This window comes from Streptomyces sp. cmx-4-9 (genome assembly GCF_046548835.1).
In the GTDB taxonomy this organism is placed as follows: Bacteria; Actinomycetota; Actinomycetes; order Streptomycetales; family Streptomycetaceae; genus Streptomyces.
Genome location: NZ_JAEBEE010000012.1, coordinates 49,822 through 63,787, shown reverse-complemented (window position 1 = coordinate 63,787; position 13,966 = coordinate 49,822). Strand labels below are relative to the sequence as shown.

14 protein-coding genes are annotated in these 13,966 nt (G+C 69.5%); 7 read left to right on the top strand and 7 right to left on the bottom strand.

Translation table 11 applies throughout. The features are described from left to right. Nucleotides 1-359: 359 nt before the first annotated feature. On the top strand, nt 360-1,856 hold the full coding sequence (locus ACLJTM_RS31865; RefSeq protein WP_411107275.1) for a hypothetical protein: 1,497 nt from the start codon (nt 360-362) through the stop codon (nt 1,854-1,856). 459 nt (nt 1,857-2,315) lie between these two features. On the opposite strand, the gene ACLJTM_RS31860 is transcribed toward ACLJTM_RS31865, so the two are convergent. Further along, nucleotides 2,316-2,816 (bottom strand): hypothetical protein, encoded by a 501-nt coding sequence (locus ACLJTM_RS31860; RefSeq protein ID WP_411107274.1) that lies wholly within the window; start codon nt 2,814-2,816, stop codon nt 2,316-2,318. A 243-nt stretch (nt 2,817-3,059) separates the two neighbouring features. On the opposite strand from ACLJTM_RS31860, the gene ACLJTM_RS31855 reads away from it, so the two are divergent. Then, on the top strand, nt 3,060-3,734 hold the full coding sequence (locus ACLJTM_RS31855; protein WP_411107273.1) for an HNH endonuclease family protein: 675 nt from the start codon (nt 3,060-3,062) through the stop codon (nt 3,732-3,734). Between the two features lie 50 nt (nt 3,735-3,784). On the opposite strand, the gene ACLJTM_RS31850 is transcribed toward ACLJTM_RS31855, so the two are convergent. Continuing rightward, a complete protein-coding gene (locus ACLJTM_RS31850) occupies nt 3,785-4,123 on the bottom strand; it encodes a hypothetical protein (protein ID WP_411107272.1) in 339 nt (112 codons plus the stop codon). A 403-nt stretch (nt 4,124-4,526) separates the two neighbouring features. Between ACLJTM_RS31850 and ACLJTM_RS31845 the strand changes: the two genes are divergently transcribed. Together ACLJTM_RS31845 and ACLJTM_RS31840 are read left to right on the top strand one after the other, a co-directional pair. Then, nucleotides 4,527-5,717 carry a hypothetical protein gene (locus ACLJTM_RS31845; RefSeq protein ID WP_411107271.1) on the top strand — a complete coding sequence of 397 codons (1,191 nt, stop codon included), beginning with the start codon at nt 4,527-4,529 and terminating at the stop codon, nt 5,715-5,717. Nucleotides 5,718-5,773: 56 nt separating this feature from the next. Beyond that, nucleotides 5,774-6,031 carry a hypothetical protein gene (locus tag ACLJTM_RS31840; RefSeq protein WP_411107270.1) on the top strand — a complete coding sequence of 86 codons (258 nt, stop codon included), beginning with the start codon at nt 5,774-5,776 and terminating at the stop codon, nt 6,029-6,031. Nucleotides 6,032-6,181: 150 nt separating this feature from the next. On the opposite strand, the gene ACLJTM_RS31835 is transcribed toward ACLJTM_RS31840, so the two are convergent. The 3 genes from ACLJTM_RS31835 to ACLJTM_RS31825 form a co-directional block, all read right to left on the bottom strand. Beyond that, nucleotides 6,182-6,715, bottom strand: a complete 534-nt coding sequence (locus ACLJTM_RS31835) for a hypothetical protein (RefSeq protein ID WP_411107269.1) — start codon at nt 6,713-6,715, stop codon at nt 6,182-6,184. 152 nt (nt 6,716-6,867) lie between these two features. Then, nucleotides 6,868-7,887: a Ku protein gene (locus ACLJTM_RS31830; protein WP_411107268.1), complete on the bottom strand. Its 1,020-nt coding sequence runs from the start codon at nt 7,885-7,887 to the stop codon at nt 6,868-6,870. A gap of 132 nt (nt 7,888-8,019) precedes the next feature. Next, the gene (locus ACLJTM_RS31825) at nt 8,020-8,238 is read right to left on the bottom strand and encodes a hypothetical protein (protein ID WP_411107267.1); all 219 of its coding nucleotides are present in this window, start codon (nt 8,236-8,238) and stop codon (nt 8,020-8,022) included. Between the two features lie 187 nt (nt 8,239-8,425). Between ACLJTM_RS31825 and lexA the strand changes: the two genes are divergently transcribed. After that, nucleotides 8,426-9,124 carry a transcriptional repressor LexA gene (gene lexA / locus ACLJTM_RS31820; RefSeq protein ID WP_411107266.1) on the top strand — a complete coding sequence of 233 codons (699 nt, stop codon included), beginning with the start codon at nt 8,426-8,428 and terminating at the stop codon, nt 9,122-9,124. Beyond that, a complete protein-coding gene (locus tag ACLJTM_RS31815; protein ID WP_411107265.1) occupies nt 9,099-10,148 on the top strand; it encodes a site-specific integrase in 1,050 nt (349 codons plus the stop codon). The genes lexA and ACLJTM_RS31815 overlap by 26 nt, the downstream gene beginning before the upstream one ends. Here ACLJTM_RS31815 and ACLJTM_RS31810 read toward each other — a convergent pair. Then, nucleotides 10,043-10,741: a recombinase family protein gene (locus tag ACLJTM_RS31810; protein WP_411107264.1), complete on the bottom strand. Its 699-nt coding sequence runs from the start codon at nt 10,739-10,741 to the stop codon at nt 10,043-10,045. The genes ACLJTM_RS31815 and ACLJTM_RS31810 overlap by 106 nt on opposite strands. 542 nt (nt 10,742-11,283) lie before the next feature. Between ACLJTM_RS31810 and ACLJTM_RS31805 the strand changes: the two genes are divergently transcribed. After that, nucleotides 11,284-12,840 (top strand): RICIN domain-containing protein, encoded by a 1,557-nt coding sequence (locus ACLJTM_RS31805; RefSeq protein WP_411107263.1) that lies wholly within the window; start codon nt 11,284-11,286, stop codon nt 12,838-12,840. 344 nt (nt 12,841-13,184) lie between these two features. Here the strand turns inward: ACLJTM_RS31805 and ACLJTM_RS31800 are convergent, their stop codons facing one another. After that, nucleotides 13,185-13,844, bottom strand: a complete 660-nt coding sequence (locus ACLJTM_RS31800; RefSeq protein WP_411107262.1) for a recombinase family protein — start codon at nt 13,842-13,844, stop codon at nt 13,185-13,187. Between the last annotated feature and the right edge of the window lie 122 nt (nt 13,845-13,966).

Genomic DNA, 13,966 nt, shown 5'->3' with positions numbered 1-13,966 from the left:
GGAGTCGGGTCACACCGGTACATGTGTATCCCTGCGGCCGGCGTCTCCAGACTCGCGAACACGGAGATTCCCTCTCCCGGGGCGTCCTCGGTGCCTCATGCCGTGCATGCCCCGATGCGGGCAGTCATCGGAAAATGCCCGGCGCCCCCCGGCCGGGCGCCGGGGAGTCGCGTGCCCGTATCTGGACAGCCCCCGCCCGCCACCTCCGCCACAAGGTTCCTTTTGGGCTGGTTGCTTCTCGGCCAAAGGCGGGTGGAGAACCGGGCAGGAGCTGCAGAACGGGCCATAGCGGCCTCCATGGCGCCTCATGATCGGCCGGGAGCCACCACGGCTCGCGCGGAACGGTGAGGAGCAGCGGTATGGCCGTGAGCAGCAGCTATCTGACCAAGCTCGAAGTGCAGCGCATGCTGGGCGTGAACGCGTTCGGCATGTGGCGACTGGCTCGAAAGTACGAAAAGTTTCCGAAACCCGACCAGAAGGCGCACCGCCCGGTCACCCAGGACCCCGAGGAAGTATGGGCCGGCACCCAGGTCTATTCGTGGGCCGCCGCGACGGCGGAGTTCGCACACCGCGGCGCCCTCCTGCTGCGCCCACTGCCACAGGCACCGGCACCGGGCCGATGGGCCGGCTACAGGGACACACCCCACGGTCCCGCCATGGACTGGAACACGGACCTCGGCACCATCCGCATCCTGCACAGCACCGAACACGAGGCCGCAACCGAAGCCGCCAGCGCCCTCGCCCGCAGTGGCAACAAGGACGGCATCGCCACGGTCTGCGCGCTGTTCGGCGACGTCGGAATCCGCGGACCTGCCCTGGTCGCCGCGGACACCGCACACCCGGCGATCGAATACGAGGCGAGTTGGGGTGACGTCGGGGAACTCGTCGGGCAGGTACTTCCCTGGTGGCCCAGCCTCCTGCGCCAATCCACGCTGATCCGGGAGTGGAGGCCGGGCGCCGCGCCGAAGGAAGCCGAGGTACCGGCCAACGACGACGAGCGGATCCTCCGTCGGGCCGCAGCCAACCCAAATTTCGACGTGACCTCGCGGGCGGCCGCGACGGACATGGCCAACACCATCCGGAACGAGCGAATCCAGCACACGGCTCTCGAAGTGCGGATCTTCTGCAAGGAGGGGTACGGGGAGACCCCCAACCAGGTAGTTGCAGGCGCGGTGCCGGACACCCGACGCCACCCGCTGCCCGTGGCGGAAGACCGGGAACTCGTGCGGCCCGGGTGGCAGAAGGTCGCCCTGCGCACGGACTCCGGCGCCGTCGCGGCCCTTGAGATCGCCCTCGGCCGTGAACCAGACCTGCTGCCCTTCGGCGCCGTCACAGACGTTCCGGTAACACCGGGCACCATCAGTTCCCGGTGGACCCAACGTCTGACGATGTGCGACCCCACCGCCGCCCACGCGGTGCTCGCTCGCGGAACGAAAGCCGAGGCCTTCCTCATCGATCCGCTGACCGACATGCCCGTACTCCGTACCACCGCCGACGGCGGCACGCCCGTCCTGCGGTTTTACGCCCCGTTGTCCCTGCCCGGTGGGGCCGAACTCACCAAGATCGTCTTGCATCACACGGTGTGGGTGGTCACCAGTGACGGCCACACCCATCCCGCCCCGTGCGCACCGACCGAGCACCTGTGGTGGGGAGACGGGTGGGGAGATCGCCCCAGCGAAGCCGCCTGCGTCGTCGATCAACTCCTGGACCGGCTTGACGCCACCATCCACCTGGACGAGCACTGGAAGGCCCCCAAGGGCTTGATCGACCTCTTCAACGAGAAACGCGACAAGGGCGCCGAACTCAGCCGCGCCACCCTCCTTCAAGCCCGCATGACCCCACCACGTGCACGCTGACCGTCCGCTCGGGCGAGGTCACGATGCCTCCGACCGCGTCGACACGCGAATGTCGAGGACGGGGAAGCCATCCCAGGGGGAGCGGGTCACGGGCTTCTTCTGTTGCTTGGCGAGGGGGGAGACGAGGCGGTCCGCCCGGTCGACGTGCGAATGGCTCCCGGGCGGACTCCGCTGTCCAGGCTGCCGCCTCGCCCGCCACGGCGCCGGGAACACGGCCGTAGCCTGAGCTGAAAGAGGCGACATCCACGCTCCCATCCATGTCTGCTTGACCGAGAGAGCCGGACACACGTAGGAGCACCCCCGTGGGGTGGCTTGCGGAGTGCTCCGTGTGTTAGGCGACTCTCTGTGTGAGCACGTAGGTGGGGGCTCGCGACGCTCACTATGGACATGAGTGTTGATCTCGGTGGGGAGTCAGATCCCTTTTCGTGTGCGACGACAGGGTGAACACGAAGAGCTGGTTCACGAGAGCGGTTCCGCGTCGGGACGTGCCCATCGCTTGGTGATGTGCGGCTCGAAGTACGGAGCCGGCCATGCTTGGAGCCGGACCTCCTCGGTGTCTTCGGGCTCGTCCTCGCAGTCGAGGTCGGGGAAGGCCGCAGCGGCGAGGCCACGCCTGGAAGCCCGGATGCGGGTCCAGCTGGCGGGCATGTCGAAGCGAGCTGCGGCGTCGAATTCGTCAGTGCAGCCAAGCACGACGAGGCGTCCCGAGGCCAGGTTGAGGCTTGCCTCGACGACGTGGTCGAAGTCGTCGCTGTCATCGCCGGGCTGGTCTGTGAGGAGATGGACGGCAACGGCCACGGTGAAGTTGACGTCAGTGCCGATCGCCAGACCACCTTCAGTGACTCCGAGCCCGTCCAACACTGTCTGCTCAGTCCACACATCGCTGAAGTCGGAGTCGGAGTCCTCGTCCAGGATGTGGATCTGGAAGTAGTCCGCGAAGAGCTCAAGATTGGTCGCCACGGAGGCATCATCCCTGCTGCCCGGGAACGGCAGCACGGCGGGGTGAGGCTGTCCTCGACGAGGCCGCCGACGCTGGACCCTGGTGATCCGGGGCCCGCGCATGCCGTCACCGTGCCGTATCCGGCCCGGTTCCTGCGCGCGGCGGATGCAGTGGCGTTTCGCCGGTGAACCTGACGTCTCGGCAGGGTGAAACCGCCCCCGGGGGCTTGTGCCTGATGGTGTGCAGGCCGGTACAACCGGCCCATGATGATCAAGTGGGCCGCGACCGCGGCCGCCGCAGCACTCGCCCTCACCCTTCCCGCGACCGCCCACGCCTCCGACGCGGGACCCGCCTCGGTACCGCAGATCGTGCCGATAAGCGTTGCCGTCTCCGCGCTTGAGGTCGCGACGGAGGACCGTACCGGCTACCAGCGCACGAGCTTCCGGCACTGGAACTCAGGGGTGAATCCGTCGGACGGCTGCAACACCCGCGCGGAGGTCCTGATCGCGGAGGCGGTGGTCGCGCCGGAGGTCGGCCCGGGCTGCACGCTGACGGGCGGGGTGTGGTGGTCGTACTACGATGCGAAGGAAGTGACCCCGGCCGGGGCGCTGGACATCGACCACATGATGCCCCTCGCGGAAGCCTGGGACAGTGGGGCCTCGGCGTGGACGCCGGCGCGCCGGGAGGCGTACGCCAATGACCTCGGCCAGGACAGTTCCTTGGTGGCGGTGACGGCCCGTTCGAACCGCAGCAAGTCCGATCAGGATCCGGCCCAGTGGCTGCCGCCGTCGGCGGACGCAGTGTGCCGGTACGGCGCGGAGTGGACCGCGGCCAAGAGCCGCTGGGGCCTGGCCGTAGACGAGCAGGAGAGGGACCGGCTGCTGGACATCGCAGCCGGCTGCGGCGACACCAAGGTCGTTTTCACGCCCGCCCCGTAGGCAGTGCCCGCGCCCGCAGGCTGGTTCGCCGCGGGCAGCTGGGGACCGTCTCATAGGCGCTGCGGTCCGACACGCTCCGCCGCGTAGGTGCCGTCCGGCAGTACCGCGTCGGTCAGTTCGAACTCCTCCCGTTTCCCCGCCGGGCCGGTCCAGTTGATCCGGACGCCGGCGGGGCGGCTGCTGGGCCAGTGGACCGGCTGGCCGTCGGCGGCCCGGGCCCCGAGCAGCGTGTAGGTGCGGGCTTGTCGCGCGGTCCCGGTGCCCGGAGTCGCTGCGGGGGTGGCCGGGGTCTGGGGCCGGCGGGTCCAGCCCCATGCTGCGGCCCCCGCCAGTAGCGTGAGGCCGCCCAGGGTCTCCGCGGTCCAGCCGGTGAGCACGTCGGTGAGCATGTCGGTGTCCTTCTCTGTGTGGTGACGGGCGGAGCGTGAAGAGGTCGCGCCGCTGACGTCGGGTCCTGGGCGGCACAGTGCGGGAGTGGGTGGTTAGCCCCGCAACCCCTGCCGGTCGTCGCCTTGTTGAGCCTCCCGCCGGCAGGCGTGAGGCCGGTACTTGCTGAAGTGCGGCAACCCGATGAAGCCAATGAAAGATCAACTGCGGAGGTTGGGGCGGCGACCTGCTGCACGCCATTTGAGAGGGAGGACCGCGCGGTGACCCGGCGGAGGTAGGGGGGCTCCAACGAGAGGCGCCACCACTACGTCATGGCGCTGGCATCCTGCTGCCGTTCCACAGGCACTCGCCGGATGAGGTGAAAGCCCGGTCGAGGCGGTGAGCGGCGCCGGTACCGTCCCTGGCATGTCCACTGACACCCCGAGCGCGGCGGATCAGCTGCTGCTCGACCACGCACACCGGCATGGGTACAACGACGTGACCGCGAAGATGTTGGAGGTTTGGAGGAGCCGTCGGCTGCTGCCGGGCAACATCTCCGGCGGAGGCCTGGGCCGCGGCAAGGGCAGCTCCTCCAGGCCAGCGCCGGAGAGCTTCGACCTCGTCCTCGGCCTCGCCCGTCACGGCGGCCAGGGCAAGCGCCCGAACGATGTGGCCCTGCTTTTGTTCGGCGAGGGTCTCCCGGTGCCGGAGCAGACGGTACGGGCCGCCTTCACCGCGGCCGTGGGCACCCTCACCGTCCCCGGCGACGACGAACCAGACACCGACCCGGAGCATCGGCTCGACGCCCTCGCCGAACACATCGCCGACGCCGACCTAACCGTGACCCTGGTCCCCGCCCGGGCCCGGCGGATCGACGAAGGCATCGCCCGCCTCGTCCGCGCCGCCGGACACACCTGGCCACCGGCCGAGCTTGCTGCCTTCGACGAGAACCCCGGCCCGTCAACTGCCACGCCCAAGGACGCCGCACTGGCCGCGGCCGCCGCGGCCATCAACGGGACGATGTCCCTGGAGGACATTGGTGACCTGCTGCGCGCGATGAACCCCACCGCGGTGGCCAACCCGATCGCGTCCCTCGTTGAGACCACCCGCAAAGCCGTTCCCGAGTTCGCCGACGCGGTCCTCACCGAGGACAACCAGCTGGCCCTCGGCCCCGTGCGGGACGTCCGCGATCATCTGCGCGACTTGGCCGCCACGGCTCCGCTCCAGGACCTGGCGCAGGCCTGGAAGACCGCCGAGGACGTCCGGCAGTGGGCCCTGGACCTGTGTGGCCGGGTCGAGGAGGAACTCGCCGCCGGGCAGCTGGGCGGGGCGGCTGGGGAGTGGATGAACGGCCGCTACGCGATGGCCGGCCTGGCCGTGCTCAGCACGCTGAAGGCCCGCGACTGGCCACCCGCCCAGCACGCCCTCGACGCCTTGTTGCTGGTCTACCAGCTCGGGGAGTACCGGCGGCTCGACCGCCTCGTGCCCGGCTGCCAGTGGCACCTCCTCGCCACCGAGGGGCTGCTGCCGCCGCCCACCCGCGAGCTGCTCCAGGACCTCATCAACCGGCACGCGCCCGGTGCCGGGGCGGGGGTCGATGTCAGACCAGCCTCGTAGCGTCGATGACGAGGGCCCGGACCGGACGGGCCCCCGGAGGACCGAAGGAGCGGGCCATGGGCGAGATCAGTATCGAGCGGCAGCACCTTGACCGGCTGCTAGCCGACAGTGCGAGCACATACGGAGCCCCCTACCAGCGGGCCTTCGCCGAACTCGCCGAAACGCATCGAGGCCGGCCCCTCGCCGAGATCCTTCCGCTGCTGCGCCGCGCCGCCGACGAAGCGCTGCTCGGCTTCACGGACGCGGACCTGCGCGAGCAGGCCCAGGCCATCAGCACAGGGGAGCCCTACGTCCTGCGCGTGACGGTGGCCTGACCCCAGGACCGTATCGGCTGGCCACGGGAACGCGTCCGCCCGTCGCTGCTGCAGTCGCCGGCGCGGCAGACCCGGCCCGCCCGCTGGGAGGAGGCCAGCCGGGACGGTCGTCTGCCAGGCCTGGGGCATCGACCGTACGGCCAGCAGGCCTCAACGGGCCGAGCCGGGGAGGGAGGGGGAGGGCGTGAAGTGCAGCTTCTGGGGGCCCTTCCCGTCGCCCTTCCAGTCGAGGAACACGATCACGTCGGTGAAGAGGCGCTCGCGGCTTGGCCAGTGCGAGGAGTAGGACGCGGGAGTGATGGACCCGTCCTTCGCCTTGTTCAGGCGCTGGGCCAGATCGGTGCGCCGCGTCACCGCCACACCGCCCCCCTCGATCATCGCGGTCACGTCGGCGTTCGTGCCGGTGGCGTTGAAGATGGAACCCGCCTGGCTGGAGGATTCGGGCAGGTCCCAGGAGATCGTCGCCCAGTGCCGGATGTTCGCCCCGGACTCGGTCACGCACGCCTTGACGGTGAAGTCCCAGTTGTCGGGCCAGGGGCCGCTGTAGGCGGGGTTGTCGATGGTCTTGGACGACACCTTGCAGCGCTCCACCGCGTACGCGGGGCCGCCCCCGGCAGTGGCCGCCGTGATGGTGGCCGCCACCAGCACCGCCGAGAGCCGCACGGCGGGGAGTGTCCTGAGCATGGGTGCGCCTCCACAGATCGATTGCCCAGGACAACGAGGCGATGCCGGGAAAGACGCGTGCTGACGCGGGTGACGCACGTGTAGAGCCGGTGACGGCGCCGATCGCCGTCACCGGCTACCTCAGGCAGGAACCCCGAACCGAATCCCGTCGGTCACTTCCTGCGGCCTGGGTGGGAGAGCGCCTGCGCGAGCTGGTCGTGGTTCATGGACGAGCGACCCGGGATGCCGGCCGCGGCCGCCTTCTCGTACAGCTCTGCCTTCGTCAGCGCCATCAGCTCCCGGCCCTTGGCCGCCGGTCCGGAGCGCGCCCGCTTCTTCGCGGCCGGCGCCTTCTTCCCGCCCGCCGCCCGAGAGCCGGGCGAGGTGGCCTTGTCGCCGGTGTCCTTGGGGCTTCTGGCCCGCTCGACGCTGGCGCGCAGGGCCTCCATGAGGTCGACGGCACCGGTCGGCTCCGCCGCCGGTTCGGCCTTCTCCACCGTCTCGCCGGAGGCCTTCGTCTTCACCAGAGCCTCGACCTTCTCGCGGAAGGAGTCGTGGAAGGCCTCCGGCTCCCACTCCATGGCCAGGGCGTCGATCAGTTGCATGGCCATCTTCACCTCCGCCGCCGTGGCCTCGACTTTCCCCGGCAGGTCGGGCACCTCGGCGTGCGGATCGCGCAGTTCGTCGGCCCAGTGCAGAGTGTGGAGCGTCAGGAGGCCCTCCGCCTCCTCCGCCTTCAGGGCGACCAGGTACTCCCGACCGCGCATCACGAAGGTGGCGATGCCGGCCTTGTTCGACTCGGCCAGGGCGCGCTCCAGGAGGGCGTAGACCTTCCCGTACTGGGCTCCCCGGGGCCCGAGGAAGTACGTCTTGTCGAAGAAGACCGGGTCGACGGTGTCCAGGTCGACGAAGCCGGCAACGTCGATCGACCGGGACCGGCCGGGGGCGATCTCGTCGAGCTCCTGCGGCTCGACGATCACGTACTCGCCTCCGTGGTCGAACCCTTTCACGATGTCCGCGAGGTCCACCTCGTCGCCGGTGCGCTCGTTCACCCGCCGGTTCCGGATCCGGTCCGCGGTCCCGCGCTGGAGCTGGTGGAAGCGGATCGTGTGGCTGTCGGTGGCCGTGTACAGACCCACCGGCAGGCTGACCAGCCCGAGCCCCAAGACCCCCGTCCACACCGGTCTGGCCATCGCCGCACCACCCTTCACGAGGTACACCAGGGCGTCTATCCACCCTGCGCCCCCTCACCTCCACCGGCAACGCCGGCCCGACCCGAAACGCCGACCCCTTCCGGCGGGACAGGGAAGCCCTCACCGGGGTCGTCAGGCCCCTTCCACCTCGCCGCGCTCCCTTGTCCAGGAGCGCACGGTGTGCTCCCCCTGGGGCCCGTCCTCGACCAGCTCGATGCGCACGTCGGCTTGGCTGCCGTAGCGGCCGATGAACCCCCGGAACTTCCGCTCGGCGGTCGTTTCGCTGTCCCAGGTGCCGGTGACGGCGGGGGAGGAGGGCGGCCCGAAGCGCAGCCTGACGTGGAACGGCACATGCGGATCATGAGCGGTGCGCGTCCCTGCTGCAAGCTGCGCGAGAACGTGGGCGGCCCGCCGCCGCCCAGCTCCCTCACCACCCGCTGCGACACCGGCACGCCCTGTTATCGAAAAGATGTTCCGTCGCGGGTGGTATGCGGGTTACTGTCCCTGAATGCAAGATCCCTTCAGGGGGGAGCACCACATGCACGTCATCGAATCCGAAGCCCGCCCCGGGCGTCCGCCCGGTGTCACCCGCCCGGGCCCGGACGGACTCACCGCCCGGCAGGCGGCCATCGTCGCCTTTATCGAGCAGACCGTCGCCCGCAAGGGCTACCCGCCCTCGATGAGGGAGATCGGCGAGGGCGTCCGCCTGCGCAGTACCTCCTCCGTCGCGCACCAGCTGATGGCTCTGGAGCGCAAGGGCTTCCTCTACCGGGACCCGCACCGTCCCCGCGCCTACCGCGTCCGCAGTGACCAGCACGCCGACCTCCCCGACACCCCGGCCGGCATGATGCCGGAAGCCGTCCAGGTCCCGCTCGTCGGCCGCATCGCGGCCGGCACGCCAATCCTCGCCGAGGAGCTCGTCGAAGACGTCCTGCCGATGCCGCGGCACCTGGTCGGCGAAGGCCAGCTGTTCGCGCTGAAACTGGAGCGCCGACGGGTTCGTTCCGCTGCCCCGTGCGGGAGTTGTGGCTGTTCATGCAGGTCGAAGGAGCGGGTAGACGCTTCACTCGATCGTGTGGGGATCCAACGATTCCTCGCAGATTCCAGGAATTCTCTCCGTAATTTGCTTCCTTGTGACGGATTCCGGGACTCGCCGCTTCTCCCTTATTACGGGCGGCGACGCAGCCGTGAAGGACCGGCCTGGCGAGCAAGTGCAGCCGGAGCCGGGCCTGGCTGACGTCCTTACACTCCAGCGGCAGACCTCGGCAACCGCGTCCGCCGAAGCCGAGCGCGCCCTCTTCCAGGACTCCCTTGCCGAGTACGTATGGGCCCGGGACGTCGCTGGCCTGTCACCGCGCACGCTGGAGTCGTTGGTCCAGCCGGTGCTGGAGATCTGCTCGTACTACGACGTCATGCCGTGGCACCTGACCTCGCGGCAACTGGACAAGTACTTCGCGGGCCCGGGCAAGCGGCCCCGGCACACGACGGTCCGATCAAAGATCAACCGGATCGACCTCTACTACGCCTTCCTGGAACAGCGGTATGCCGGCGAGATCCACCGCCGGTTCGGCGCGGTGGTCGAGTCTCCCGTCAACGCGTTCAACCGGCCCGTCCACCGCGGGGATTTCGGGCTTCGGATCCCGCCGTCGGCCCGGGCGACGAAGGAGTTCTTCGCCGCGTGGCGGGAGGCGCTGCCGCAGGCGCGGAAGTACCCGGTGGCGGTCCGCAACTACGTGATGTCGAAGCTGACGTACATCTCTGGGGTGCGGGCGGCGGAACTCTGCCAGGTGCAGCTCGGAGACGTGCACTGGGAGAACGGGCAGTGGGGCCGGTTCCTGGTTCACGGCAAGGGCGCCGGCGGTTCCGGCCCGCGGGACCGCGAAGCCTTCCTCTTCGAAGAGGGCCGCGCGCTCCTGTGGTGGTACGTCGAGGAGGTGCGGGGCGAGTTTCCCGATGACCCCTGCGACCCGCGAGCGCCGCTGTTCCCCTCCGAGCGGCTGGCGAAATCACTGGCCGGCATGGACGGACTGCTCGCCCCGCCGGTGGTGCCCGACACGTTCCGGCGCGCGCTGAAGATGGCCTCGCACGAGTATCTGCGGGGCCCGGTCAGCGAGCTCTTTCCGCATCTCCTGCGGCACGCCTGCGCGACCCACAACTATGAGGCGGGGATGCCGTTGTCGTCGATGACCTTCGGGCGTCCGCCGTGGTTGCCCTTAGACGCGGCGATGACCTGCCCTTCGAGGGTCTTCTCCCGGATGTAGTTGCGCTCGATCTGCCCGGCGACGGCGAGGACGGCGAAGAACACGGTGCCCGTGCCGTCGGGGTCGTAGATGCCGGTGAGCGGCCCGGTAAGGAGTTCGAGCTGGATGCCGCCGGCCTTGAGCTCAGCGGACAGCGTCATCAGCTCGGCCGCGTTGCGCACGAGGCGCTTGAGCTCGTGCACCGTGAGTATGACGGACGTCTCGGGGGCGGCCTCCTTGATCTGGTGGGTTAGGGCGAGCGCCTTCTCCAGTCCGGGCTTGACCCGGGTGCTGATCGGCTCCTGGAAGACCTTGTGGCACTGGGCCCGGTGGAGGGCTTCAAGCTGGCTCGCCAGCTCCTGGCGGGCGGTCGAGGTCCTGGCGTACCCGATGCGGACCGGGCGTTCGGTGTGGGGCGCGGGCACGGCGGCGAGCGCGGGGCCCTGCTTCCACGCGCGGCCGGGGTGGCGGTCGGCGGGGACGGGGATCTGAAGTTCTTCGCGGAGCGCGGGCACGAGGGCGAAGCGGGGGATGTGGTACTTCGCGGCGGTCTTCCCGCCCCGGGTGCGGCAGCGGCTTTGGGGACCATCGGTACAGCCGTTGGCGTTAAGCACTTGATCTTTTAGCACACGCGATCGGCTCGGCGGTGGTGTTCGGCGGAAGATCCGCGGTCGCTCACCGCGGCTGGTTACGCCCGCGATATGCCTGTGGAGTTCGGGCGGCCGGGACGGCTTCCATTGCGTTCGGTGCACGAGGCGACATGGGGGCGCACACGCTAGGTGCGGGGGCAGTCAGCAGGGCCGGGTATCTGCTAGCTCAACCACCCTCCCGACAACGGTTCAGCTTCTGTACGCCGCCGGACCTGGCAGCGCAGTGGCGACGCTGGAGTGGGCACTGCGGCGAATGGGGGGCGCACTGCCGCTCAGGGCAGCCGCCGGGCGTACCCGCAAAATCTCTGCCGGGCGTGCACGCGAGGCTCGCAACCGCTGGCTGTGATTCTGTGCGCCCCTGGCGGCGGCGCGGCGTTGAAATCGACGATGACTCTCGGTTCAGACCGCCCGTACCTGGCGGCTTCTCATTGGCCGGGCCGGGGTACACCCGGCCTCTCGCGCCAGGTCTGCGGTTGGCGACCTGGGCGCCCTCCGGAAGGACGTCCATGTTAGGCAGACCCACAGCCCTGCTCCGCCTGCTCATACCGGCGGTACTCGCCGCAGGCTTCCTCGTGCCGCTCTCGGCAGGCGCTGCCTCCGCGGCGAACCCCATCTGTCTGAGGGGCAACCTTCAGTTCGACTACCAGTCCGCGGAGGCGGGCACCGCGAAGCCGACTCTCACCCGGGCCGCCCGCAACGCCTCGGTCGAGCTCTGGGGCCGGGAGACGCCGGGCGACACCGTCCACAAGCTGAACACCGGCACCCAGCTGACCAGTGCGGCCGACGGCTCGTTCAACCTCTGCTACACCCCGGTCAACTACCCTGTGGTGTACGAGATGTTCTTCCGCTTCACCGCCCGCAACAACCAGGTGTGGAAGGTCGCCAACTCCAGCGGCACGGTCTACACCTTCGACTCGCCGACCGTGTATGACGCATCGTCGAGCGGCTCTGTCGGGACCGTCAAACCGGCGACCGACGCCCGCGCCTGGCACGCCTTCGACACCGTCAACCTGCTCTGGTCCCGGCGGGCCAACTCGACCACCCCGTGCTGGACGACCGCCGAGGCGAACGCCGCGACCTGCACCACGCTGACGCTGAGCTGGCAGGCCGGGTCCAACGACGGCCCGAGGTACGACCTGTCCAACACCGTCCACCTGGCCAATGCCGACCCCGACTCCGAGCACACCGTGCTGCACGAAGCGGGCCACTTCTTCATGAACCGGCTGTACAACAGCACGTACCCGACCGTCACCGACTGCAACCCACACTTCATCCCGTACGCGTCGTCCGCCACCTGCGCCTGGACCGAGGGCTTCGGCGATTCGGTGGCCGCCTACCTGCTGGGCGACCAGCGCTACGTGTTCCCGGACGGTACGTCCGAGTCGTTCACTCCCGCCGCAGGCTGGCAGACAGGCGACCAGGTGCAGGGCAACGTGGACGGCGCTCTGCTCCAGCTGTGGAACCAGGTGGACGGCAGCTGGGACCGCACCATCACCGGCCTGGCCTCGCACACGCCCGCGACCTTCGCCGACTGGTTCAAGAACGTGCGCCCCACGGCCGTGCCGCCGCTGTCCACCACCGGCTCCGCGCTGACCGCGCTCGACACCCACCTGATCAACTACGGCCCCACGATCGTCGGTGACAACGCCTACCACGCGCTCAGCAACGGAGGTGGCGTCGCCATGCAGCGCCCCGGGGGCTGCGGCGTTTCCCTCACGACGGTGGCCCGGTTCGCGGCCCTGGACACCTCCCAGGCCGTACAGCGCTGGAAGTTCACCTCCAACGGCGACGGCACCGTGCGGATCTACGACAACTGCCTCATCCCGCTCTACCTGACCGCACCGGCCACCGGCAGCGGCCAGGTCACCCTGCAGGCCGTCTACCTCGGTACACCCAACCAGCGCTGGACGGTCACACAGAACGCCGCCGGCACCTACACCCTGACCAACGCGGCCGCCGGCCGCGTCCTGGCCGGCAACGCGACCGCGGGCCAGGCGGTCACCGCCCTAACCGCCGGCGACTTCGCCAACCTGAAGTGGGCGTCGGTCTCCTCCACCTCCTGACCCTAGCCCTGATGATCCCCAGCCCGCAGACTCAGGCGTCGAGCCCCTGACAGGGCATCGGTCAAGAAGCCGTTGCTCGGCCACGATGTTCGTGAGATCGACCGCGAACATCGTGGCCGAGCGATCTTCCGCGGGTCGCGGCAGGCAAGCAGCGTTTCCTGCACAGCCTCCGGGCGTCGAGTCCTCCTGGCGATCGGTAGGGGCGGACGAACCACGACACGGACGCACCCGTCCGCGAGGCTCACCCGTTCGGCTCGCAGCGGCTTACTGCGGCCTTGGGCACGGCGGTACAGCGGTTGACGCCAAGCCGGTGATCATGTGAAAGGAGCAGGTGGTGGGCGTGCCTACCTCGTCTCGGTGTTCGGGTGGGGCTGGGCCTGGAGCCGGTCGCGCAGCTCGATCTCCTCGGGGGTGAGCGGCTCTTCGGGCCTGCGGATGCGGGCGGACTTGGGCCGCAGTGGCAGGCCGTCGTCCACTGCGGCGGCTTCGGCTTCCGCGAGCGCCCGGTAGAGCGTGGCGATCGAGGGGGACTTGCCCGTGTTCTTCCCGACTTTGATGGTCAGCTTCTTCGCGATCTCGGGGACGGGGACGCCCTTGTCCTTGAGCGTGGCGGCGAAGGTGAGCATGTCGTCGTCGATGACCTTCGGGCGTCCGCCGTGGTTGCCCTTGGACGCGGCGATGACCTGCCCTTCGAGGGTCTTCTCCCGGATGTAGTTGCGCTCGATCTGCCCGGCGACGGCGAGGACGGCGAAGAACATGGCGCCCGTGCCGTCGGGGTCGTAGATCCCCATGAGGGGGCCGGTGAGGAGTTCGAGCTGGATGCCGCCGGCCTTGAGCTCAGCGGACAGCGTCATCAGCTCGGCCGCGTTGCGCACGAGGCGCTTGAGCTCGTGCACCGTGAGTATGACGGGTGCCTCAGGGGCGGCCTCTTTGAACTGGTGGGCAAGTGCGAGGGCCTTCTCCAGCTCGGGCCGCACTTTCACGCGGGTGCAGATAGTCGTCATTTGTGAGAGCACTGCCATGCCGCTGTCCGTGCCGACGGGGAGGTCCGCTCGTAGTCGTGACGTCATCCGCCAAGTGGTGCTCCGCAGTGAGGGCGAGTCGCTCCACGGGTCCCGACACCGTT